This window comes from Sphingorhabdus sp. EL138 (assembly GCF_900258045.1).
Classification (GTDB): Bacteria; Pseudomonadota; Alphaproteobacteria; order Sphingomonadales; family Sphingomonadaceae; genus Parasphingorhabdus.
This window is the reverse complement of the sequence record NZ_OGVD01000001.1, coordinates 357,986-379,940: the sequence shown is the minus strand read 5'-3', so window position 1 is coordinate 379,940 and position 21,955 is coordinate 357,986. Positions and strand designations below refer to the sequence as shown.

Here is a 21,955-nt window from a genome sequence, read left to right as displayed (position 1 = left end):
GTCAGCAGGGAAAATAGGGTAAAGTCATGAGTGACATCGAAGCAATTAAAGAGAATTATCTCGGACAGATAGCAGCGGCCAGCGATGGCGATGCCTTGGAAGCGATCCGCGTTGCTGCGCTGGGCAAGAAAGGCGAGATTTCGCTGCTGCTTAAAACGCTTGGCAAAATGACCCCCGAAGAACGCCAGAGTGAAGGCCCAAAAATCAACGGTGCCCGTCAGGCCGTGGCCGATGCAATTGCCGCGCGCAAGGACAGCATTGAAACCGAAGCGCTGAACGCACGGCTCGCCACCGAAAAACTCGACATGACCTTGCCGCCACCAAGCGCGCCCAAAGGCAGCATTCATCCGGTTTCGCAGGTGATGGACGAGCTGGCCGAGATTTTCGCCGACCTCGGTTTCTCGGTCGCTACGGGTCCGGAAATCGAAGATGACTGGCATAATTTCACCGCACTCAATATTCCGGAAACCCATCCGGCGCGCGCGATGCATGACACTTTCTATTTCCCGCAAACCGACGATCAGGGCATGCCAAAACTGCTGCGTACACACACTTCGCCCGTGCAAATCCGCACGATGATGGATGTTGCCAAGCAAACTAACGGTGAGGGCGAGCCGATTTACATTATCGCGCCGGGCCGCACCTATCGCAGTGATAGCGATGCCACCCATACGCCGATGTTCCATCAGGTCGAAGGCCTTGTGATCGACAAGAATATTCATATGGGTCATCTCAAATGGACACTCGAAACCTTTGTACGTGCGTTTTTTGAACGCGACGATATCGAACTGCGCCTGCGCCCAAGCTATTTCCCGTTCACAGAGCCCAGTGCCGAAGTCGATGTCGGCTTCTCGGTCGAAAAAGGCCGCCGGATCATCGGCGGTGACGCGCGCAGCAATGAAGGCGGCTGGATGGAAATCCTAGGCTCCGGCATGGTGCATCCCAATGTCATTCGCAATTGCGGACTTGATCCCGATGTCTGGCAGGGCTTTGCCTTTGGCTGCGGCATCGATCGGCTTGCCATGCTGAAATATGGCATGGATGATTTGCGGGCGTTCTTTGACGGCGATCTGCGCTGGATGGAGCATTATGGATTTGACGCGCTCGACGTACCCACATTGAGCGGAGGAGTGGGCGCATGAAATTCTCGCTAAGCTGGCTCAAAGCCCATCTCGATACCGATGCAAGCCTGACCGAAATTACCGAAAAGCTGACAGCAATCGGATTGGAACTGGAAGGGTTGGAGAACCCTGCCGATGCCCTGCGCCCGTTCCGCGTGGCCAAGGTCATCGAGGCCGGCCCGCATCCCAATGCGGACAAGCTGCAGCTGTTGAAGGTCGACGATGGCTCCGATGAGCCATGGCAAGTGGTGTGCGGCGCGCCCAATGCGCGCAAGGACATGGTTGGCGTATTCGGCCCTCCCGGCACTTATATTCCGGGCAGTGATTTCACGCTGAAACCCGCAAAAATCCGCGATGTCGAAAGCTTTGGCATGATGTGCAGTGCGCGCGAGCTGGAACTGGGCGATGATCATGATGGTATCATTGAACTGCCCACCGATGCGGCTGGTGCTGTCGGTACCAGCTATGCGGATTATGCCAAGCTGGATGATCCGGTTATTGATGCGGCTGTCCTGCCCAACAGACAGGACTGCATGGGCGTACGCGGCATTGCCCGTGATCTGGCGGCGGCTGGTCTCGGTACACTGAAACCGCTCGAAATCGGTTCGGTGGGGCGAAGCGGCGCAGGCCCCGATATCCGGACTGATGATGCCGAGGGCTGCCCGGCCTTTTATGGCTGCACGGTAACCGGCCTGACCAATGGTCCATCGCCGGACTGGATGCAGGCACGGCTGAAATCCGCTGGCCAGAAGCCGATCAACGCCCTGGTCGACATCACCAACTATGTGATGCTGGACCATGGCCGACCGCTGCATGTCTATGATGTGGCAAAGCTCAACGGCGGTCTGGTGGCGCGTAAGGCGAGGGCGGGCGAAAAGCTCACGGCGCTGAACGACAAGGAGTATGTGCTCGACGAGACCATGACAGTGATCGCCGATGACAATGGCGCGCATGACATTGGCGGCATCATGGGTGGTGCCGACACTGGTTCGGAGGAATCTACCACCGAAGTCCTGATCGAGTGCGCCTATTTCGATCCCGCTTCGATTGCCAAAATCGGCCAGAAACTGATGCTCACCAGCGATGCGCGCCAGCGCTTTGAACGCGGTGTGGATCCGGCATTTCTGGACGATGGCCTTGATATCGCGACCACCCTGGTGCTCGAGCTTTGCGGCGGCAAGGCCAGCGACATAACCCGCGCCGGGACACCGCCGACAGACATGCCGATGATCAGCTATGATCCCAGGCAATGTGCCGCCTTGGGGGGTATTGACGTTACGCCGGAGAAACAGAAATCCATATTGGAATCTCTGGGTTTCGCGGTCGACAACAACTGGCAAGTCACGCCGCCAACCTGGCGCCGGGACATTGCCGGTTGGCAGGATCTGGTTGAGGAAGTGGTGCGGATCGAAGGGCTGGATAGCGTTCCGTCCACACCGCTGCCGCGCAAAGCTGGCGTTGCCAAACCCACGGCATCGCCGGAGCAACTGGCCGAACGCAAGGCGCGCCGTGCGGCGGCCGCGCGCGGGTTAAATGAGACCGTGACCTGGAGCTTTATCTCCGACAAAGAAGCCGCGCCCTTTGGCGGCGGCACATGGTCACTTGCCAATCCGATCAGCGAAGAGCTGAAAGTGATGCGGCCATCCTTATTGCCCGGCCTGATTGCCGCGGCGCAACGCAACGCCGATCGCGGCGCATCGTCCATTCGCTTGTTCGAAGTGGGTCGGCGCTATCTGGAATCCACCGAGCATCAGACCATTGGTCTCGTGCTAGCGGGCGAGAACCGGGCGCGCAGCTGGCAGGCAGGATCGGCGACAAGATATGATGCTTTCGATGCCAAGGCCGAAGTACTTGCGATTTTGGAAGCCGTGGGCGCTCCTACGGCCAAGCTGATGGATTTTGCAGAAGCGGGTGGTCATTATCATCCCGGTCAGTCGGGTACGTTGCGGTTGGGTCCCAAGAAAATATTGGCTGCTTATGGCGTGCTGCATCCGTCTGTGACCAAGGCCATGGGCCTGAAAGGCACGGCGGTTGCCGCAGAGATTTTCCTCGATGCCATCCCGGTGAAAAGAGCCAAAGATCATATGCGTGAGGCCTTCGCCCCGCCCGTTCTGCAGGCAGTAACCCGCGATTTTGCCTTCATTGTCGATGCAGACCTGCCAGCCGGCGACCTGGTGCGCGCGGTCAAAGGTGCGGACAAAAAACTGATCACCGGCGCGCGCCTGTTCGACCTGTTCGAGGGTGCAAGCGTTGGTGAGGGCAAGAAATCGCTGGCGGTGGAGATTACCCTGCAGCCTATGGAAGCAACGCTGACCGACGAGGATTTAAAAGCCGTTTCGGACAAGGTTGTGGCCGGCGCCGCGAAATTGGGTGCGGAATTGAGGGGTTAGCCATTCGTCATCCTGAACTTGTTTCAGGATCTCAGGAAACAAGCCATATCAACAGAGATGCTGAAACAAGTTCAGCATGACGAGAAAATAGAGAATATTATGACCAACCCACGCCGCACATTTGCGATTATCTCTCACCCCGATGCCGGTAAGACGACGTTGACCGAGAAACTTCTTCTGAAAGGCGGCGCTATTCACTTGGCGGGCGAGGTCAAGGCGCGGGGCGATAACCGGCGGGCGCGCTCTGACTGGATGAAGATCGAGCAGCAGCGCGGGATTTCCGTGACCAGCTCGGTAATGACGTTCGAGCGTAACGGCATCACCTTCAACCTGCTCGATACGCCGGGCCATGAGGATTTTTCGGAAGATACTTATCGCACGCTGACCGCCGTCGACAGCGCGATCATGGTGATTGATGCGGCAAGCGGGATCGAGGCGCAGACGCTGAAGCTGTTTGAAGTCTGCCGCCTGCGCAGCGTGCCGATCATCACCTTCGTCAACAAGGTTGACCGCGAGGGGCGCGATCCGTTTGAGCTGCTCGACGAAGTGGCGGACAAACTGGCACTGGACGTCTGTCCGATGAGCTGGCCCACGGGCATGGGCGGGCAGTTTGAGGGTATTTACGACCTCGTCCGAAACCAGCTGCATCAACCTGATGGCGACAGCAAAAATTATGATGGCCGGGCGCAACAATTTGACGGGCTGGAGGATCCCAAACTCGCCGATGTGCTGAGTGACGAAGCGCTGGAACGACTGACCAGCGAGGGCGAACTGGCGCAGGGGGGCTATAATAGCTTCGATCTGGAAGCCTATCGCAACGGCGATCTGACACCGGTCTATTTCGGATCGGCCTTAAAACAATTTGGCGTGGAAGAGCTGATTGATGCTATTGCGGACCACGCGCCACCGCCGCGCCCGCAACCGGCCGAGCCTGCACCGATTGGACCGGATAGCAAAGACGTGACGGGTTTCATTTTCAAGATTCAGGCGAATATGGACCCGCAGCATCGTGATCGCATAGCCTTCATGCGGCTATGTTCTGGCGAATTTAAACGCGGCATGAAACTGACGCCGTCAGCGCTCGGCAAACCGATTGCCATTCACAGCCCGATATTATTCTTCGCGCAGGACCGCGAAATTGCCGATACCGCACAGCCCGGCGACATTATCGGCATTCCCAACCACGGGACACTGCGTGTCGGCGATACGCTCAGCGAGAAGAATCAGGTGCGGATTACGGGCCTGCCGAACTTTGCGCCGGAAATCCTGCGCCGTGTGATCCTGAAAGACCCGACCCAAACCAAGAAACTGCGCAAGGCGCTTGATGACCTGTCCGAAGAAGGCGTCGTGCAGGTTTTCTATCCCGAAATCGGGGCCAACTGGATTATCGGCGTGGTAGGGCAGTTGCAGCTCGAAGTGTTGGTGAGCCGCCTTTCAGCAGAATATAAGGTCGAGGCCGGTCTTGAGCCCGCTCCCTTCGAAACCGCCCGCTGGATCAGCGGCAATGATGAGGTGCTGAGCGCTTTCGCCAATATCAACCAGACCAGCCTTGCCAAGGATCGGGACGACAATCTGGTATTTCTCGCCAAATCCGGCTGGGATGTGAATTATCAGGAAGAGCGCAATCCGGACATCAAGTTCAGCGCAACGCGAGAGCGGTAAAGCAGAAACGGAACTTTCAAGAGACTTCGGTCAGGCGCAGGTAGGGCCGCTGTTCGTCCCACCCTTGTGGGAACAACTTCTCCGCCTCTTCCTTTTCAATCGACGGCGGGATGATCACCTTGTCGCCGGACCGCCAGTCGGCTGGTGTGGCGATGTTTTTCCTGTCCGATAGCTGCAACGCATCAATGGCGCGCAAAATCTCGTCAAAATTACGCCCGATGCTCATCGGATAGGTCATGATCAGGCGGATTTTCTTCTCCGGATCGATGATGAAGACCGAACGCACCGCCTCCGTATTGCTCTCATCGGGATGGATCATGTCGTATAATTTGGCGATCTTGCAATCCGGATCCGCGATGATCGGGAAGCGGACACTGGTATTCTGCGTGGCGTTTACGTCGTGAATCCAGTCCCAATGCTCCTCGACAATATCGGTTGAAAGGCCCAACGGCTTAACATTGCGGGCGGTAAAATCCTCGGCAAGCTGGGCCGTCCGACCCATTTCGGTCGTGCAGACAGGCGTAAAATCGGCTGGGTGGCTGAAGAAGAAGACCCAGTCATCCCCCGCCCAAGTGTGCAGGTCGATTTCACCAGTGGTGCTGTCGGCGACGAAATTGGGCGCAACGTCGCCAATATGGAGAGACATGATCATTTCCTTCGTTTTGCCGCGTTCAAGACGGGCCTGTGTTTCACGAAGACAAATGATGGCGACCACGTATGGGCGCAATCAGGGATATTACATATCAAACCGGATAGTGATCAGAAGATATAATGGATCGCAAAACAGGCCGCCAAACCTACCCCGATATTCAGCGGCAGGCCGATCCGGACAAAATCGGAAAAGCGGTAATTACCCGCCGTATAAACTAAAGTATTTGTTTGATAGCCAACGGGTGTGGCGAAGCTGGCCGATGCGCCGAACATCACCGCGACCAGCAGGCTGCGGACATCCACGCCGGTTTGCTCGGCAATACCAATGACCAGTGGCGTCATTATGACAGCGACTGCATTGTTTGTGGCGGTTTCGGTAAGCAGGGAGGTCAGCGAATATATCGCGATGATCAGCCACAACGGTGAGATCATATTGAGCAGCGGCAGCAGTGTGTCGACGATCAGTTGCACCGTCCCGGCATTTTCCAGCCCTTTGCCCACCGCCAGCATGGCGAAGATCAGCACCAGCACATTGCCATCCATGGCCCCCCATGCCTCTTCGCTGTCGATACATTTGGTCAGCAAAACCACCGCGACACCGAGCATCGCCAAAGCGGCAATCGGCATCACGCCCAATGCCGCGGCGACGATGATGATCGCGAGGGTAAGGATTGCGACTGGCGCCCGCCGCCGCCGGTAGGATCGCGCTTCTGGTTCCTGCAAGTGCACCAGATCGGCATTTTCCTGCAATGTGCTGATGGAAATATCATCGGTCTGTACCAGCAAGCTGTCACCATGGCGGATACGCGCATCGGACAGCGTCGGTCCGGCAATGTGACGCGGTCGCGACAGGCCCAGTACCCGCGCAGGCACGCGCGACAAAAAGGGCAGGCTGGGCAGGGATTTGCCGACAGACCGGTGGGAGGGGCCAATGACCAGCTCGACCAGCCGCGTATGTTCGTCACCCATCGGTACATCCGGTTGCTTGACGCCAGCATAGCCCAATGAAATTCCGTCAATTTCGGCGAGAGACAAAAGTTCTTCCTGCGTCACGGCGGCAACGAGCGTCTCGCCGCCTTCCAAGATGTGGTCGGAAAACTCGAACCGGTCGATATCGCGCCCGACACGGCGGCCGATGATGTCTACACCCGAATGGGTGAAGGCGCTGATGCTTGAAATCTGCTTCCCGACGAAAGCGCTGTCATCCCTTATCCGGATATCGGTCAGATAGTAGGATTCTGGCATCTGGTCTGACAGGCTTTCACTGTCTCGCTTTGGCAGGAATAGCGGCCCCAATATTGCGATCATGACAATCCCGGTTGCCGCAGCGATCAGGCCAACTTGGGTTATTTCAAACAAGCCAAAGGCCGCCTGCCCATTTTCCTGCGCCACACCGTCGACCAACAGGTTGGTCGATGTGCCGAGCAAGGTCAGGCTACCACCCAAAATGGATATATAGGATAGCGGGATGAGCAGCTTGCTCGCCGCTATGCCGGAAACCTTTGCAATTTTGCGCATGATCGGGATCAGGATGATGACCACCGGTGTATTGTTGACGAACGCCGATGATGCAAAAGTGCCGCCGAGAAAGCCACCTATTGCCATGAACGGTCGGTTCTCTGCCTTGCGCGCCGCAAAACCTGCAAGTGCCTCGATTACTCCGGTTCGCACCAGGGCACCGGACAGGATGAACATCGCGCCAATGGTCAGCGGCGCAGGATTGGAAAATACCGATAGCATGTCATTGCTGCTGAGAAGTCCAAGCAACAGCATTAATGCGGCCGCAACAACCGCCGTCACCGCCGGCGGGCGGCGCTCACCAACAAAGGCCGTGAAGAGAGCAAATAATATCGCCAATCCGACATAGGGTTTCGCGATATCCCAATAATATGCCCAATCCAAAACTCGCTCCTACGTTTGTCGTGATCGTCTCAACATCTAACAGGGTTTCGATGAGTGAATCACGCGTTTTTCAACTGATTCACCAAGCTATCAAGCTGCAGCTCGCCGTCTCTCGTTTGACCGCCAATATCCAGGAATTGCTGCATCTTTGATCGCGCGTCCGGTGTACGGATGAGTTGCTGGAAGAGGAATGATTCTTCGGCAAGGCCCTTGTCCGAGGGACCGGCGGCATTGTTGATCGATTGCTTGGCAAACCTGACCGCTTCGATCGGAAAGCCGGCGATACGCTGTGCCAATGCGCGAACTTTGCCATCAATGTCCTCTGCCGCATAAGTTCGATTCAGATAGCCCCAGCGTTCCGCTGTTTCGGCATCCAGATCTTCCCCGCCCAAAATGACTTCCATCGCCCGGCCATGACCGATGATATTTGCAAGGTTTTGGGTACCCGTACCACCCGGCAAGATGCCCAGCGGGACCTCCATCTGATTGATGATCGTTTTCCCCCGTACGCCAAAGCGAATGTCCATGTTCGATATAATCTCGTTGCCGCCTCCGCCCACGCGTCCTTCCACCTGTGCAATGGTGACCTTGTCCATCGAGCGAAAGCGCTGGCACATGACGTGGAAGGGATTGGGATCGGTGCTGCGTTCCGCAGGTCTGTCGACCGGAAAGGACAGGATCAGTTCGACGTCGAAATGCGCCATGAAAAAATCAGGATCGGCACTTTTGAAGAGAATGACGGTAAGATCGGAATCGGCCTCGAGCTCCTCGGCAAGCACCATCCATTCTTCGAAAAGCTGCTGCGTGATCAGGTTAATGGGTGGATTGGAGATGATGACTTCGCCCAGCCGTCCAGTTTTGGTGACTGACAATAGTTCGTAATCATAAGCCATTTACGTCCCCCCCCCCATGAAATCGCGATAGATTAGCGGCGCAATAGAAATACCGCATGTTCTGCAAGCAGATTGGCCAGACCGCGCCCGGTTTGCTTGTCGCCACTCAGGAACCATTGGCCCTCTTGTTTCAATTCCCCGTCGCGTACCAACGCGCGGAAATCGTCGATCGTTACGTGGTGAATATTTGGCGTATCATACCACGTTTGCGGCAGCAATCGTGTGACCGGCATCCGGCCGCCGATCAGCAGTGACATACGCACCCGCCAATGAGCGAAATTAGGGAAGCTGACAAAAGCCTGTTTGCCGATGCGCAGCAGTTCATCGACTATCTGATCTGGCCGGTGGGTGGTCTGCAACGTCTGGCTGAGGATCGCATAGTCGAAACTGGCATCGGGATAGGCGGATAGATCGGTATCGGCATCGCCCTGCACGACCGATAGGCCTTTGCTGACTGCGCTCGCAACATTGGCCGGGTCAATTTCAAGCCCCCGGGCATCGACCTGTTTTTGATCGCGCAGGGCCGCCATCAATGCACCATCGCCGCAGCCGATGTCGAGCACACGTGCATTGGGACGCACGTTGTCAGCAATAATCTGTAAATCGGGGCGGAGTTTGTTCATAGACTTTCCCCCGCCTTCAAAAACCCGTCGACAATTCGGTTCATCTCGGGGCTTGCCAACAAGAAACTGTCATGCCCAAAGGCGCTGGACAGTTCGACAAAACTGGCGGCTGCGCCTGCCGCATTCAGCGCATGGACGATGGTTCGCGATTCACTGGTCGGATAGAGCCAGTCGGTATCAAAGCTGATCAGGCAAAAACGCGTTTTGGATCCCTTGAACGCGTTGGCCAACGTGCCGCCATGGGCCTCGGCCAGGTCGAAATAGTCCATCGCCCGGGTGATATAGAGATAGCTGTTGGCGTCAAAACGATCGACAAAGCTGATGCCCTGATGCCGCAAATAGCTTTCCACCTGAAAATCGGCATCAAAGCCGAAAGTCTTGCTATCACGGTCCTGCAAGCGTCGGCCAAATTTTTCGGTCAGGCCTTCTTCCGACAAATAGGTGATATGCGCGGCCATACGTGCCACGGCGAGGCCGCTGCTCGGCGGATCATCGTCGGCATAATAAGCGCCGCCACGCCAGCGCGGATCGGCCATGATCGCTTGTCGCCCGACTTCGTGAAAGGCGATATTTTGTGCACTGTGGCGTGCGGCAGACGCAACAATCACAGCAGATTTGACCCTATCGGGATAAAGCGTGGTCCAGTTGATCGCCTGCATTCCGCCCATCGACCCACCGATGACGGCATGAAGTCGCTCAATGCCAAGATGATCGAGCAACAAGGCCTGAGCCCGCACCATATCGGCGATCGTGAGCACCGGAAAATCCATGCCCCAGGGTTTTTCGGTGGCCGGATTGATGGTTGCCGGGCCAGATGAACCCATGCAACTGCCAATCACATTGGCGCAGATGACAAAATGCCGGTCGGTATCAACCGGTTTGCCAGGACCAACCAAGTCCGTCCACCAACCGCCCTTGCCTGTCAGCGGGTGCTTGGATGCAACATATTGGTCCATAGTTAGCGCATGACAGATCAGCACTGCGTTGCTGGCGTCAGCGTTCAAATCGCCATAGGTTTCATAGGCGAGATCCACAGGCGCCAATTCGCCGCCGCTATCCAAAGGCAACGGTCCCAGCAAGCGGACCTTTTTGTCGAGCCCAAAACGCGCATCTTCACTCATCGGCGTAGCATTATCAGGCAGGCACAGACTAGCAAGCGTTTATAGGCGCTTAGCTCGGCGGAGATGAATACTGTTGTTGATCGTTCCGGATAGCGCGGGTAAGGCCGGGCCATGATCAAACCAGAGCCAAAATCTTATATCTCGGCGATTCACGCCTATACGCCCGGCAAGGCGAAAGCCGATGACGGGCGCGTGCTCGTCAAGCTGTCCGCCAATGAAAATCCGCTCGGCTGTAGCACAGATGCCAGCAGCGCGCTTGCGGCGCAGGCAGGCCACGTCGCACGCTATCCCGACCCGGCCAGCCATGCGCTGCGTGCTGCTTTGGCGGATACCTATGGCTTGGAAGCGGACCAGATCGTCTGCGGAACGGGGTCCGATGAGCTGTTGAATCTGGTCGCGGCTGGCTATGCCGGTGTTGGTGACGAGATTATCCACGTCAATTACGGTTTCATGGTCTACGAGATTGCCACACGCAAGGTTGGCGCAGAAGTTGTGATGGCCCCTGACGATGACTATGGCACGGACGTGGACGGGCTGCTGGCGTTGGTGACGCCAAAAACGCGCGTTGTCTATCTGGCGAATCCCAACAACCCAACAGGTACGATTACGTCCGACAGTGAGATTGAACGCCTGCATGCTGGTCTGCCGCAAGACGTCGTGCTGGTGCTCGATCAGGCTTATGGCGAATATCTGGACAATGACGGTGCCGGCAGTTTCGACCTGGCGCGACGACATGGCAATGTTCTGATTACACGGACTTTTTCCAAAATCTACGGACTTGCTGCAGAGCGCATTGGCTGGGCCTACGGACAGCCTCATCTTATCGATACACTTAACCGGATCCGCGGGCCGTTTAATGTCACGAGTGCCGGGCAGGCCGCGGCGATCGCGGCTCTGGCGGACCAGCAATTTGTCACCCACAGCCGCGAGCATAATGCCAGATGGCGTGAATGGATGACCGGAGAGATAGCAGCCCTGTCCAATCACGGCCTGCGCGCCATTCCATCCGCTGCAAATTTCATCCTGGTAATTTTTGACGGGGCGGTGACCGCGGAAACGGCAGACCGGAAACTGGTCGAGGCCGGCTATGTGGCCCGGAGACTGCCAGCCCAAGGTTTGGGACATGCGCTGCGGATCACCATTGGTACAGAGGAAGAAAATCTCGGTTTCATGGATGCCTTGCGCGCTATATTGGACGCCGCCGACTGATGCTGCCTTTCGCGCACATCACGATTATCGGACTTGGCCTGATTGGCTCTTCCATAGCCCATGCTGTGAAAGCCAGCATGCCGACCGCTCGCATAACGGGCTATGATGCCGACGCCGCAGTTCGTGCCCGGGTGCAGGAGCTGGGCTTTTGCGATGATGTCGCCGATAGTGCTGGCGCAGCTGTCATCGATGCCGACCTGGTGTTGCTCTGTGTGCCAGTTGGTGCCATGGCGTCAATCGCTGCGGACATGGCGGAAGATCTACCTAAAGATGCCGTGATCAGCGACGTCGGATCGTCCAAGGGCAATGTTATCGCCTCTTTGCAAGCCGCTTTACCGGGAGCGCGGATCATTCCCGCTCACCCCGTTGCCGGCACCGAACATAGCGGACCGGATGCCGGTTTCGCGACCCTGTTCCACGACCGCTGGTGCATATTGACCCCGCCCGATGATGCGCAGGAAGGCGATATTGAACGCGTGCGCGCTTTTTGGGAGAAATTGGGCGCAAATATCGAGATTATGGACGCCAAGCATCATGATCTGGTACTCGCGGTCACCAGCCATTTGCCGCATCTTATCGCCTATACGATTGTCGGTACGGCTTCTGATCTTGAGGATGTGACGCGCAGCGAAGTGATCAAATATTCCGCTGGCGGGTTTCGCGACTTTACCCGTATCGCGGCCTCCGACCCCACCATGTGGCGCGACGTGTTCATGTCGAACAAGGATGCGGTTCTTGAGATGCTGCAGCGCTTTTCAGAAGACCTCACCGCCTTGCAGCGCGCTATCCGCTGGGACAAGGGTGACGAGCTGTTCGACCTGTTCACCAAGACCCGCGCCATCCGCCGCCGGATTATCGAAGAGGGTCAGGATGATGCAGCACCGGATTTCGGCCGGAGCCACGAATAGCGGAAACGATTCTGCGGAGCAGGGGACAATTAGTTCGGTTTCCCGCCCTCTTTATTCGAGGTGATGTTCAGGCCCACGACCAGGAATTTTGCTTCTTTTTCTGCCACCGGCCGATGTTCCACGCCCTTGGGAACCGTGAACATATCGCCTTCCTTCAATGTTACATCACCGCTGCGCAGACCGATGGTCATTTCGCCGCTGAAAATGATGAAAAGTTCATCCTGGTCATCATGTTTGTGCCAGTTGGTCGCGCCGATACCCTTGGCAACCTTGAATTGCTGGCAATTGGCCTCGGTCAGGACCTTTTGCGACCAATATTCCGTCAGCGCGTCAAGCTCTTGGACTATATTAGATTTCTGCATCTTGCTTCTCTCTTTCGGAGATATGACCATCAACGGATGGCGGTCCACGGCGATGGTTATAGCACAGACCCGATATTTGATTCATCCCTAAAGCAAATTTTGAAACCCGGCGGCGTCTTGTTGCGGCTTCAATCTATTGGCCATTGAATATAGACCATCAAGGCCTGTATACGAGCTGTTGAATAGGAGGGCGATGAGATGCACAGAATTGCGACGATATTAATTGCCCTGATCGCTGCGCTTCATCTTTACATTGCATGGTTTGAAATGTTCGCATGGGTGACACGGGGACCGCAAATATTTTCCGTACTACCTCCTGACCTGTTCGAGCCGACCAAAGCGATGGCTGCCAATCAAGGGTTATATAATGCGTTTTTGGCCACCGGGCTTCTATGGTCGCTGTTGATCAAGGATGAGCAGTGGCGATTCAAGGTCGCAACATGCTTCTTGTTATTTGTGACCGTAGCAGGCATTTTTGGCGGGGTGACAGTGTCGCAGAGAATAATATTTGTGCAGACCGTCCCGGCTGTCATTGCATTGTTCTTTGTATATTTGCGCTATCGAAAGGCGTCTGAATGACGGTCCTCGAGGGTCCGTCTAACGCGCCGCCAAAACATCATCCGCTACAAAGGCGTTGGTTTTCCTCTCATAGCCAAATTGGCTGGTCGGACCATGGCCGGGGATGAAGGTGACGTCATCGCCCAGCGGCCATAACTTCTGGGTAATCGCGTTGATCAAGTCCTGATGATTGCCGCGAGGGAAATCGGTACGGCCAATCGAGCCTTGAAACAGAACATCACCGACCACCGCCAGTTTCGAGGGTTGGTGGTAAAATATCACATGACCCGGCGTATGGCCCGGGCAATGGATGACATCGAGCACCAAATCGCCCACGGTCACCTGATCACCATCATTCAGCCAGCGATCAGGCTCAAAGCTTTTGGCTTCCATCCCGTACCGCGCGCCGTCGCCATCCAGCTGCTCAATCCAGAAAAGATCGTCCTTGTGCGGGCCTTCAATCGGCAGGCCCAATTCCTCCGCGAGCATCCCAGCCTGTCCGCAATGGTCGAGATGACCATGGGTGATGATGATCTTTTCCAGATCAACACCATGCTCGGCCACTGCGGCTTTCAGCCGCGACAGATCACCGCCCGGATCGCTGAGCGCCGCTTTGTTGGTCTTGGTGCACCAAAGGAGCGTGCAATTTTGTTGGAGCGGCGTGACCGGAATGATCACAGCCTTTAAGGGAGCGTCTGTCATGAAAAGCTATTTGGCGGTGCGGCCGACAAGTTGCAAGGTTTGAATGATTCCTCCGTTTTGAATTCGTGTTTGTTTGAAGCTATCGTATCGTGCGCCAAAAACCGGTATGTTTGCTAAGGGCGCAAAAGCGGACATTGTAACTGGGCTTTTCGAAAGGCCGGGTTTGATCTTTAGTGGCGATCCACACAGGATCTTTATATTTGAGATGATACTTCCGGAATATTTCCAATCGCCGTGACCCAAGATAGTCGTCGTTTAGTCCAGATTTGCCTTGCAGGAGGTTCAAGCTCGTCCCGTTGATCAAGGCCGCCAACTCGCAGTGCATAGTTTGGATTATTATCGGTTGGCAGTCGAAACACTGGAGCACCGCAGTCTCCACAAAACGCATGACCGCGCCGTGACCCACTGTCAGCCACTTTGAGATAAACTCTCGGATCGCCCTGCAAGAGACGAAAGTTTTCCGGCGTCGCCGGTATCGCAACCCGGAAAGCAGAACCGGTTAGGGTTTGGCAATCTTGGCAATGGCAAATCTGAACGGATGTTGGATCCACATTGGCCTCGTAGATGATCTTTCCACAATGGCAATGTCCATCAACCTTCATTTTCTACTCCTGTTGGTCTTTTGAATGATCTTGTGTTCGGCTCGACTTTCGGTTGTTCCACTTATCCCATCCTGAATGGCCATATCACAGTTTTTGGGTCATACGCAGTTCGGTGGAGACAGCTAGAGCTGTTCGGTCAGGAGTGTCCACTTTCGGGGTATTGCGGTCTTTAGCTACGTGCGTTTCTGCCGACTTAATGGTATTGGCTCAAACTATGGCAAAGCTATCGAACGAGATGAGAGTGTTTGTGGCTAACCAGCGGCTTGGGTTTCTCGCCACAGTGTGTGCGGATGGATCGCCAAATCTTTCGCCGAAGGGGCTTACCTTTATCTATGACGATCAACGGATTGTAATAGGGGAAGTTAGGTCGCCCGGTACAATCGAGAATTTACATACCCAGCCAATTGCAGAATTGAACGTTGTTGATCGGAACACACGCAAAGGGTTTCGATTCAAGGGCAAATGTGAAGTTCATTCATCCGGGGAGGATTATGAGCATTTTCTTGCATTTCTTCGCAAGCAAGGGGCTCAATCTAAGATTCGCTCTGTCATCGTTATGGCCGTCGACGTGGTCAGTCCTCTCTTGTCGCCGGTATATGATGATGGCGCATCAGACATAGAAGTACGGCTTCAGTGGAAGCGGTACTATGATGGCTCGGAGTCTGACCATCCTGCAAAATAGCGGTTTGGCTAAGCTTTAGGCGTATTGTTGATCCAAAGTCGGAGCAATGAACCAGATCGCCAGTGTCCGCTTTCGGGATAAAGCGGACTATTGAAAGGACCCACTACCCGTGGGCCGATCACCCCTTACTCTTCATCATTTGGATAAGTTGCTGACCAGTTCTGCAGCCAGCGCGGTTCGGCCTGCATGACGACATCTTCCTTGATGGCGTAAATCCGGGGATAGAAGCCTGTACCGTCCAGTTCTCCATTTTTGATCCTGACCAGTTGATCGCGGAGGATTTCGATATCTGCGCGAGACTTTACGGGTAACTGGCCATCGTCTCCCGCATGGGCACCGCGCAAGGCGATATCGGGATTGTCGGCTGTGGCCCGGATGATTTTCTGCGCGGATTGCAGATAATCTCCCATGCTGGCGCCGGGATAATAAGCGGAAATATTACCAGCTGACATAAAATCACCGGTAAACATCATGTTATTAGCGTTATCCAATAGGGATATCGAATTGTCGGTATGGCCAGGTGTATATATCAGGGTCAGCTGGCGGTCTCCAAGATCGATTTCCGATCCCGGTTGGACCCATTCGTCAATTTTCCAAGCGGTTGGTTCCAGCCCTTCCGCAACGCCCAAATGTTCGCCCCAGCTGGGTTTGAACATGCCTCCTGTTGCACGTTCCCGCAAATGGGGGAGGTCGACAAGCGCGATGCGCTCGTAATTGCCTTGTCCGGTATGGTCATAGTGAAGATGTGAAGGAATGAAGGTTACCGGCAAGTCAGTGAGTTGCTCCACTATCGGCCGGATGTCATAAAAACCCACGCCTGCATCCAGCAACAACGCACGGTTCGTTCCGGCGATGAGATAGTTGACGTTCTTTGGCCAGGAATAGGGTTCGGCAACGGCAAAAGTGCGTTCATCCAGTTGCACGACATAAAAATAGGCATCCTGGCCAACGGATTTGCCATTGGCCGGAAGACTGGCTTCTTCAGATGGCAATATCCGCTCACCCGATGTGGCGAGTGGAACCAGAATCCGGTGGCGTTGCCAGATGCCGACAACAAGCAGCAATACGACTATAACTAACGCGATTCCGATTTTCTTTGCCATCACAGTCCCCTTGGAGCTGTGGATCACTTATTCTGATCGCGACGTCAATGTCCGCTTTCAGGATCAACCCGCCTTTGGCCAGCCCTCACAACCGCCGCCCGGTCCAAACAACCCGGCCGATGATATTCACCTCTTGTGGTTCCACATCATCCCAGTCAGGATAGCGATCATTGTCGCTACGGATCGACAATTTTCCGGAGGGGCGCAGGGCAAGCCGCTTTACCAGCAATACGTCATCCATGCGCAGGACATAGATTCCGTCTCGTAACGGTCGTTCAGCGGCGCTGTGGTCGACCATGATATCGTCGCCGTCGCACAAAGTCGGGTCCATGGAATCGCCGTCCACCGAGATAAGCGATAATTTGTCCGGGGCGCTGCCGAGCTGTTTCAGCCATTTTGCGCCAAAGGCCATGCTATCTTGCGGCGCTTCATCATCCGCCAGCGATCCGGGACCGGCAGATGCGCCCAGTTGGAGTTGTCGGATTCGCACCATATTAGCCGTGTCATTTTTCAGCGGACTGAAGTTGTTTTTGGAAGCAGCAGCGGTTGCGCCCAGATATTGCTCGTCGACGGCATAAAACTCCGCCAGTTTCCGGCGGTCATCCTCGTCCAGTTTGCGCGGCGTACCGCGCTTTATATATTGCTGGATGTAGGCCGGGTTCTTACCCAGCATCCGTGACAACGACGAAAAATCATCGCCATTTTGCCGGATCAACTGCTCCAGATTAGCACGTGGATCGCCACTGGATATGGGTTTTGCTTGAGCCATCACCGGGGCTTATCCGTTTTGGCCGAAAATGGCAATAGGAAATATCCTAGACATGTAGGAGATTACATTTCAAATAGGATTTTACCTATCCTCGATCGAGTCGGCGGCGCTGATGAGCAGGATGGGGCAGCCAGTTCCAACCGGAGAGAAGCAATGCATTTGTTACGCGAAATCGAAAAATTCATGCGGGAAACCGATATGCCCTGGACCAAATTCGGCCGTCTGTCGGTCCGCGATCCCCGCTTTGTGGAGGACCTACGCAATGGTCGTCAACCCGGTGAAAAAATTTCGCGGCGTGCGGAACATTTCATGAACAATTGGAGAAATGACCATGCTGCATGAGTCAAATGGATCGAGGAAATTGCTTATCAAACAACGTAGCGATATCGGGACGCTGCTGGTTGACCAAATCCAATCCCGGATCGGTTCCGACTACAGGGTGAAGATCATACGTGAAAGCCCATGGGCCAGCATTACCTTTTCCGGAACACGGCACAGTATCAGTATCACCGGCTCTGTTTCCGATGATTCCGAATTTCTCTACTCATTTGCCACCCAGCTCCAGGAACATAACTTTGACTTACCCGGCCATTTTGTCGCCGATTTGGTGGCGAATATTCCCTATATGCCGCCGCCGGATCATCTTGCGCTCGAAATACTGACGATCAAAGACCATGTCGTAAGCTATGACCGGCCGGTCTAGCGCCAGACAGCTTAAGACGGCTTAGCGCTGCGCAGTCATCTTCTCCAGCGTACCCAAAGCCGCTTTCAACGCAGCGTCCATATCCGCTTGACGGACGGCCGCCATGTCTTGCGGTGATTTCTCTACCTCAGAGAGCGGTGGTGATGCCATTACGGGCGCTTCACTGATCGGGCCGGCGGCTGGCTGCGTTTCAACTGCCGGTTGTGTTGACGTCATTTGAGATGACGTCATGACGGTTTCAGCTGGCGCGGGGGTCGCCGCAAAAGTTGCGGCCTCCAACTGCTTGAGGCGGCGTAGCCCGGACTCAAGGCGATCAGTCAGCTCGGCAATATTCAAATCCGACAAATCTTCTGCCGGAGTCTGCGCAATTGCTACCGGAGCCACCACGGGCTGCTCCACCGCTGTTTCTTCCGCAACTGCTGGCGTGTTTTCGGCAATGGCCTCGGTCGGAGAAAATGGAATATCAGCGAGAACCGGTGCGGCTGGCTCGACTTCTTCAAAAGGCTGGATCGCTTCTGGCAGGGGCGATGGTGCCTCGGCTTCGGCAAATATCGGAGGGCGTTCTGGCGCATCGGCCTCGCTATCGACTTTCCGCAATTGCGGCAAATCGGCAAGGTCCATCACTCTGGCCTTGTTCTTCTTCGGCTTTTTCAGAAACTTGGTCAGCGATTTTGCGTCGAATTTCGGCAGGCTGAACCGGCCCTTCTTGGCATTCGCCTCTTCTTCCAGGTCCAGTTCAATCGGACTGGCGGCATTAATTTGTTCTCGAAGTGCAACGCCCATGTCAGAGCTCCCTTTGCGATTTAGAAAGAAATATATGGCTGATGCGGAGACCAGACCTGCCATGACGGCGATCAGCCCGCGTGCGGTATTGCCTAGCGGCGGTGCTGCTGCCGGAAGGATTTCGGAAAGTCCGGTCGCACCGATAGCGCTTTCCAGATAGACGTGCGGCAGCGTGACAACGACCAGCGCGGCACCAACGCCTGCTGCAATCGCCATTACCGGCTCTTTGAACCGTGCCAGTTTCTGATCTGTGTCTTCCACGCTGTTCTCCGCCATCTCAGGCCGCCCGCTCATAGGATTTATGCGCGATCAACCTTTGGTAAACAGGTTTGTAACGCAAAATGTTTGACGACCAGTTACGATCTGCCTCAACAAATTTTCGTGCTGTCTCAATGGTTTGTGGCCAGAGGGCACGATTTTTCAGCAATTTGTCCAGTTTTTGGGCGATTTTTTCCGGTGAACCGGCCGGAAACAGGGTCCCGGTGACGCCATCCTCAATCAACTCGCGATGGCCGCCAATGTCCGATGCTGCAACCATCCGTCCCTGCGCCATGGCTTCCAAGGGTTTGAGCGGTGTTACCAGTTCGGTCAGCCGCATCGATTTGCGCGGATAGACCATGACATCCATCAGGCCGTAATAACGCTCCACATCTTCATGCGGCACCCGTCCGGTAAAGGTGATCGCGGAACTTGCGGATGAAGCCTCTACCTGCTCTTTGAGCGCCTGTTCCATGGGACCACCACCGACCAGCAACAAGTGTGCATCTGGAGACAGTTTTTTGAGTGACGGCATGGCGGCAACAAGGTCATCCAGCCCCTCATAATCATAAAAGCTGCCAATAAAGCCCAGCACGGATTTGCCCTTCAGCCCCAATTTGCTGCGCAATTCTTCGTCCGGAGTGGGCGGTTTGCCGAACAGGGCCATATCGACGCCATTAGGCGAAACGGTTATTTTCTCTTTGGCAACACCGCGCGCGACCAGATCTGATTTCAGGCCCTCACAAATCACCGCCACGGCATCGGCACCATTTACGACATGGTTTTCAAGCTGCCGCGTCAGCCAATAGCGCGGACTAGCCTCACGGCCCGTCCCGTTACCGACCGCGGCATCTTCCCAGAATGCTCTGATCTCATAGAGCAACGGCAGCCCGGTCTTTTGGGCCACCCGCAAAGCGGCCAATCCATTTAGCGCCGGACTGTGGGCATGCAGGACATCCGGCCGCCACTCCTGAACCACCTGAGAAATCCGGTCGGAAAAGACCGATATCTCGCGCCACTCACGCACCGGAGATGGACCTTGCACATCCGTCAGAGTGCGGAAGAAATCCAGCCCGTCGGCTTGTTCTAGAGGTGTTTTCGCCTCAAACCCGTGCTGGTCCTGGCGCACGCCGGTCACGCCGGCGACTTGCAGGCCGCTGGCGATCTGCGCCTTCATGATCGCCCTTGTGCGAAAGCAATATCCGCTATGCAGGGGTAGGCTGTGGTCCAAGATGTGCAAGATGCGTGTCATTGCCGCTGGTCCTGCCTGAAAAGGATTAACGTCCCGTCAACCCAAAACTTGTATCGCGTGCCTGAATATGCATGAATCTGATGCACCAGTGGATTTACAAGCCGGGGCCGCCTGAACCGATATGATCGACAACTTTTCCATCGCACTGACGCACGGATTGCTGCTGATTGCGGTATGGCGGCTAATTCATCGCCCCGATCTCGATTCTGAAGACCCGCCGGAGCCCGATGCCGAACCTGAAGGCTTTCATACAACACGGAACCAGCCCGATGCGTGATCTGGTCTTTGTCGCCTATCTGCTCGCCCTGCTCTTTCTGGCGTTCAAGCGGCCGTTCATCTTCACTTTGGTCTATGCCTATATCGACATTGTCGCACCCCAGCGGCTGAGCTATTTTCTGCTCAATTCCGTGCCGCTTTCGCTGATCGTGTTCGGCATGGCGTTTCTCGGGTTCATGGTGGCTGATGACAAGAAAGACGTCCGCTTTTCGGTGCGGCAGGGCGCGATGGTCATTCTGCTTATCTATTGCGGTTATACCAGTTTTCAGGGCGCTTTGCCGGAAGATGCGATGGAAAAATGGGACTGGGTCTGGAAGGCCCTGGTCTTCGCCATCTTCCTGCCGCTCACGCTTAGAACCAAGCTGCGTATCGAAGCGCTGACCCTGTTCATGGTCCTGTGCGCCGCGACCTTGATCATCACCGGCGGCATCAAGACACTGGGCTCAGGTGGCGGCTATGGTGCGCTGGTATTGTTGATTGATGATAATGCCGGGCTTTACGAAGGCTCGATTATTTCGATGGTGGCGATTGCGATTATCCCACTAATGCTCTGGCTTTCCAGACATGGCACGATCTTTCCCCCCGACTGGCGGGTCAAATATTTCACCATGGCGCTGATCTTTGCGGCGCTGCTGATCCCCGTGGGCACACAGGCGCGTACCGGACTGGTATGCATCGCCGTGCTGGCGGTGTTGCAGCTGCGCTTCGTCAAATACCGGTTCCTCTACGCCGGGCTGGCGGTGACCGTCGGTTTGATGGCGATCCCTTTCCTGCCGCAAAGCTTTTCGGAGCGCATGGGCACGATCCAGAACTACAAGGCCGATGAATCCGCCTCCACCCGGATCGCAGTTTGGGAGTGGACGATTGAATATGCAAATGCCAATCCGATGGGCGGCGGGTTTAACGTCTACCGGCTTAACAAGCTGCGTTACGAACTGGCGCCCGACAAAAAAGCCGACGAGCCGGAACAGGAGTATGACTACGAGCTGGAGGATCAGGGCCCGATTGAAGTGGTCGATGAAGCCCGCGCCTTCCACAGCAGCTATTTCGAAATGCTCGGTGAGCAAGGCTATCCCGGCCTCGCCCTGTGGCTGTTCATCCACCTTGGCGGTATCTGGCGCATGGAGGTGCTGCGAAGGCGCTATCGCAAGACGACCAAGGAAAGTGAGATGTGGGTTGCCCCGCTCGCCATCGCGCTGGAAAATGCCCATATAATCTACATGGTCGGCTCGCTGTTCGTCGGGGTCGCGTTCCAGCCGTTCGTTTATATGCTGGTCGCCCTGCAAATCGGTCTCGATACCTATCTTACTCGCCGTTCTCAGGAAGCGAAATGGAACCCGATCGCGAAGCGTGTTCCGGCCGGCAACTGGTCGCAAGCTGTATCCTGATCCCTAGCGGATCTTATCCACCACCACAAAGCAGATG

Annotated in this window: 23 protein-coding genes; 11 read left to right on the top strand and 12 right to left on the bottom strand. The window is 55.5% G+C overall.

Translation table 11 applies throughout. The features are described 5' to 3' along the window. The first annotated feature begins 26 nt into the window (after positions 1-26). The 3 genes from pheS to DK507_RS01835 all read left to right on the top strand — a co-directional run bounded on the left by pheS (position 27) and on the right by DK507_RS01835 (position 5,173). The gene (gene pheS / locus DK507_RS01845; protein ID WP_109354382.1) at positions 27-1,142 is read left to right on the top strand and encodes a phenylalanine--tRNA ligase subunit alpha; all 1,116 of its coding nucleotides are present in this window, start codon (positions 27-29) and stop codon (positions 1,140-1,142) included. Continuing rightward, positions 1,139-3,511, top strand: coding sequence for a phenylalanine--tRNA ligase subunit beta (pheT, locus tag DK507_RS01840; RefSeq protein ID WP_109354381.1), 2,373 nt, complete (start codon positions 1,139-1,141; stop codon positions 3,509-3,511). Before pheS ends, pheT begins: the two co-directional genes overlap by 4 nt. A gap of 99 nt (positions 3,512-3,610) precedes the next feature. Further along, entirely contained in the window at positions 3,611-5,173 is a 1,563-nt protein-coding gene (locus DK507_RS01835) for a peptide chain release factor 3 (RefSeq protein WP_109354839.1), read from the top strand. Between the two features lie 16 nt (positions 5,174-5,189). On the opposite strand, the gene DK507_RS01830 is transcribed toward DK507_RS01835, so the two are convergent. The 5 genes from DK507_RS01830 to DK507_RS01810 form a co-directional block, all read right to left on the bottom strand. Continuing rightward, positions 5,190-5,819, bottom strand: a complete 630-nt coding sequence (locus DK507_RS01830; protein ID WP_109354380.1) for a peroxiredoxin — start codon at positions 5,817-5,819, stop codon at positions 5,190-5,192. A gap of 113 nt (positions 5,820-5,932) precedes the next feature. Continuing rightward, positions 5,933-7,726 carry an SLC13 family permease gene (locus DK507_RS01825; RefSeq protein WP_109354379.1) on the bottom strand — a complete coding sequence of 598 codons (1,794 nt, stop codon included), beginning with the start codon at positions 7,724-7,726 and terminating at the stop codon, positions 5,933-5,935. 59 nt (positions 7,727-7,785) lie between these two features. Further along, positions 7,786-8,619 carry an enoyl-CoA hydratase/isomerase family protein gene (locus tag DK507_RS01820; RefSeq protein WP_109354377.1) on the bottom strand — a complete coding sequence of 278 codons (834 nt, stop codon included), beginning with the start codon at positions 8,617-8,619 and terminating at the stop codon, positions 7,786-7,788. A gap of 32 nt (positions 8,620-8,651) precedes the next feature. Continuing rightward, complete coding sequence (gene metW / locus DK507_RS01815) at positions 8,652-9,242, bottom strand: methionine biosynthesis protein MetW (protein WP_109354375.1); 591 nt, start codon at positions 9,240-9,242, stop codon at positions 8,652-8,654. Continuing rightward, the gene (locus DK507_RS01810; protein ID WP_109354374.1) at positions 9,239-10,363 is read right to left on the bottom strand and encodes a homoserine O-acetyltransferase; all 1,125 of its coding nucleotides are present in this window, start codon (positions 10,361-10,363) and stop codon (positions 9,239-9,241) included. Before DK507_RS01810 ends, metW begins: the two co-directional genes overlap by 4 nt. Positions 10,364-10,474: 111 nt before the next feature. On the opposite strand from DK507_RS01810, the gene hisC reads away from it, so the two are divergent. Both hisC and DK507_RS01800 read left to right on the top strand, forming a co-directional pair. Then, positions 10,475-11,572: a histidinol-phosphate transaminase gene (gene hisC, locus DK507_RS01805; RefSeq protein WP_109354373.1), complete on the top strand. Its 1,098-nt coding sequence runs from the start codon at positions 10,475-10,477 to the stop codon at positions 11,570-11,572. Beyond that, positions 11,572-12,480, top strand: a complete 909-nt coding sequence (locus DK507_RS01800) for a prephenate/arogenate dehydrogenase family protein (RefSeq protein WP_109354372.1) — start codon at positions 11,572-11,574, stop codon at positions 12,478-12,480. Before hisC ends, DK507_RS01800 begins: the two co-directional genes overlap by 1 nt. 29 nt (positions 12,481-12,509) lie before the next feature. On the opposite strand, the gene DK507_RS01795 is transcribed toward DK507_RS01800, so the two are convergent. Beyond that, positions 12,510-12,842, bottom strand: a complete 333-nt coding sequence (locus tag DK507_RS01795; RefSeq protein WP_109354371.1) for a cupin domain-containing protein — start codon at positions 12,840-12,842, stop codon at positions 12,510-12,512. Between the two features lie 198 nt (positions 12,843-13,040). On the opposite strand from DK507_RS01795, the gene DK507_RS01790 reads away from it, so the two are divergent. Further along, positions 13,041-13,421 carry a DUF1304 domain-containing protein gene (locus tag DK507_RS01790; RefSeq protein WP_109354370.1) on the top strand — a complete coding sequence of 127 codons (381 nt, stop codon included), beginning with the start codon at positions 13,041-13,043 and terminating at the stop codon, positions 13,419-13,421. A gap of 18 nt (positions 13,422-13,439) precedes the next feature. Here DK507_RS01790 and DK507_RS01785 read toward each other — a convergent pair whose 3' ends face one another. Together DK507_RS01785 and DK507_RS18185 are read right to left on the bottom strand one after the other, a co-directional pair. Further along, positions 13,440-14,102, bottom strand: coding sequence for an MBL fold metallo-hydrolase (locus tag DK507_RS01785; RefSeq protein WP_109354369.1), 663 nt, complete (start codon positions 14,100-14,102; stop codon positions 13,440-13,442). Between the two features lie 194 nt (positions 14,103-14,296). Next, positions 14,297-14,704, bottom strand: a complete 408-nt coding sequence (locus DK507_RS18185; protein WP_109354368.1) for a GFA family protein — start codon at positions 14,702-14,704, stop codon at positions 14,297-14,299. 214 nt (positions 14,705-14,918) lie between these two features. Between DK507_RS18185 and DK507_RS01775 the strand changes: the two genes are divergently transcribed. Next, entirely contained in the window at positions 14,919-15,386 is a 468-nt protein-coding gene (locus tag DK507_RS01775) for a pyridoxamine 5'-phosphate oxidase family protein (protein ID WP_162558842.1), read from the top strand. 125 nt (positions 15,387-15,511) lie between these two features. Here DK507_RS01775 and DK507_RS01770 read toward each other — a convergent pair whose 3' ends face one another. After that, entirely contained in the window at positions 15,512-16,489 is a 978-nt protein-coding gene (locus DK507_RS01770; RefSeq protein WP_109354364.1) for an MBL fold metallo-hydrolase, read from the bottom strand. An 85-nt stretch (positions 16,490-16,574) separates the two neighbouring features. Then, positions 16,575-17,258, bottom strand: a complete 684-nt coding sequence (locus tag DK507_RS01765) for a LexA family transcriptional regulator (protein WP_109354363.1) — start codon at positions 17,256-17,258, stop codon at positions 16,575-16,577. 153 nt (positions 17,259-17,411) lie between these two features. On the opposite strand from DK507_RS01765, the gene DK507_RS01760 reads away from it, so the two are divergent. Together DK507_RS01760 and DK507_RS01755 are read left to right on the top strand one after the other, a co-directional pair. After that, positions 17,412-17,600 carry a hypothetical protein gene (locus DK507_RS01760; RefSeq protein WP_109354362.1) on the top strand — a complete coding sequence of 63 codons (189 nt, stop codon included), beginning with the start codon at positions 17,412-17,414 and terminating at the stop codon, positions 17,598-17,600. Continuing rightward, positions 17,590-17,961 (top strand): hypothetical protein, encoded by a 372-nt coding sequence (locus tag DK507_RS01755; protein ID WP_109354361.1) that lies wholly within the window; start codon positions 17,590-17,592, stop codon positions 17,959-17,961. Before DK507_RS01760 ends, DK507_RS01755 begins: the two co-directional genes overlap by 11 nt. Before the next feature lie 21 nt (positions 17,962-17,982). On the opposite strand, the gene DK507_RS01750 is transcribed toward DK507_RS01755, so the two are convergent. Further along, positions 17,983-19,005 (bottom strand): hypothetical protein, encoded by a 1,023-nt coding sequence (locus tag DK507_RS01750; protein ID WP_162558841.1) that lies wholly within the window; start codon positions 19,003-19,005, stop codon positions 17,983-17,985. A gap of 16 nt (positions 19,006-19,021) precedes the next feature. Continuing rightward, on the bottom strand, positions 19,022-20,254 hold the full coding sequence (locus DK507_RS01745; protein ID WP_109354359.1) for a TIGR04063 family PEP-CTERM/XrtA system glycosyltransferase: 1,233 nt from the start codon (positions 20,252-20,254) through the stop codon (positions 19,022-19,024). Positions 20,255-20,375: 121 nt separating this feature from the next. Here DK507_RS01745 and DK507_RS17915 point away from each other — a divergent pair, with 121 nt between their 5' ends. Both DK507_RS17915 and DK507_RS01740 read left to right on the top strand, forming a co-directional pair. Next, the gene (locus DK507_RS17915; protein ID WP_174209009.1) at positions 20,376-20,531 is read left to right on the top strand and encodes a hypothetical protein; all 156 of its coding nucleotides are present in this window, start codon (positions 20,376-20,378) and stop codon (positions 20,529-20,531) included. Then, the gene (locus DK507_RS01740; protein ID WP_109354358.1) at positions 20,524-21,918 is read left to right on the top strand and encodes a putative O-glycosylation ligase, exosortase A system-associated; all 1,395 of its coding nucleotides are present in this window, start codon (positions 20,524-20,526) and stop codon (positions 21,916-21,918) included. Before DK507_RS17915 ends, DK507_RS01740 begins: the two co-directional genes overlap by 8 nt. The last annotated feature ends 37 nt before the right edge of the window (positions 21,919-21,955 follow it).

Excerpts from the sequence above, each read along its gene's own strand:
- DK507_RS18185 (WP_109354368.1), bottom strand. The coding sequence starts at position 14,704 with ATGAAGGTTGATGGACATTGCCATTGTGGAAAGATCATCTACGAGGCC.
- DK507_RS01770 (WP_109354364.1), bottom strand. The coding sequence starts at position 16,489 with ATGGCAAAGAAAATCGGAATCGCGTTAGTTATAGTCGTATTGCTGCTT.
- DK507_RS01755 (WP_109354361.1), top strand. The coding sequence starts at position 17,590 with ATGCTGCATGAGTCAAATGGATCGAGGAAATTGCTTATCAAACAACGT.
- DK507_RS01795 (WP_109354371.1), bottom strand. The coding sequence starts at position 12,842 with ATGCAGAAATCTAATATAGTCCAAGAGCTTGACGCGCTGACGGAATAT.
- DK507_RS17915 (WP_174209009.1), top strand. The coding sequence starts at position 20,376 with ATGATCGACAACTTTTCCATCGCACTGACGCACGGATTGCTGCTGATT.
- DK507_RS01830 (WP_109354380.1), bottom strand. The coding sequence starts at position 5,819 with ATGTCTCTCCATATTGGCGACGTTGCGCCCAATTTCGTCGCCGACAGC.
- metW (WP_109354375.1), bottom strand. The coding sequence starts at position 9,242 with ATGAACAAACTCCGCCCCGATTTACAGATTATTGCTGACAACGTGCGT.
- DK507_RS01810 (WP_109354374.1), bottom strand. The coding sequence starts at position 10,363 with ATGAGTGAAGATGCGCGTTTTGGGCTCGACAAAAAGGTCCGCTTGCTG.
- DK507_RS01745 (WP_109354359.1), bottom strand. The coding sequence starts at position 20,254 with ATGACACGCATCTTGCACATCTTGGACCACAGCCTACCCCTGCATAGC.
- DK507_RS01835 (WP_109354839.1), top strand. The coding sequence starts at position 3,611 with ATGACCAACCCACGCCGCACATTTGCGATTATCTCTCACCCCGATGCC.
- DK507_RS01800 (WP_109354372.1), top strand. The coding sequence starts at position 11,572 with ATGCTGCCTTTCGCGCACATCACGATTATCGGACTTGGCCTGATTGGC.
- pheS (WP_109354382.1), top strand. The coding sequence starts at position 27 with ATGAGTGACATCGAAGCAATTAAAGAGAATTATCTCGGACAGATAGCA.
- DK507_RS01775 (WP_162558842.1), top strand. The coding sequence starts at position 14,919 with ATGGCAAAGCTATCGAACGAGATGAGAGTGTTTGTGGCTAACCAGCGG.
- DK507_RS01740 (WP_109354358.1), top strand. The coding sequence starts at position 20,524 with ATGCGTGATCTGGTCTTTGTCGCCTATCTGCTCGCCCTGCTCTTTCTG.
- DK507_RS01790 (WP_109354370.1), top strand. The coding sequence starts at position 13,041 with ATGCACAGAATTGCGACGATATTAATTGCCCTGATCGCTGCGCTTCAT.
- DK507_RS01820 (WP_109354377.1), bottom strand. The coding sequence starts at position 8,619 with ATGGCTTATGATTACGAACTATTGTCAGTCACCAAAACTGGACGGCTG.
- DK507_RS01785 (WP_109354369.1), bottom strand. The coding sequence starts at position 14,102 with ATGACAGACGCTCCCTTAAAGGCTGTGATCATTCCGGTCACGCCGCTC.
- hisC (WP_109354373.1), top strand. The coding sequence starts at position 10,475 with ATGATCAAACCAGAGCCAAAATCTTATATCTCGGCGATTCACGCCTAT.
- DK507_RS01765 (WP_109354363.1), bottom strand. The coding sequence starts at position 17,258 with ATGGCTCAAGCAAAACCCATATCCAGTGGCGATCCACGTGCTAATCTG.
- DK507_RS01760 (WP_109354362.1), top strand. The coding sequence starts at position 17,412 with ATGCATTTGTTACGCGAAATCGAAAAATTCATGCGGGAAACCGATATG.
- pheT (WP_109354381.1), top strand. The coding sequence starts at position 1,139 with ATGAAATTCTCGCTAAGCTGGCTCAAAGCCCATCTCGATACCGATGCA.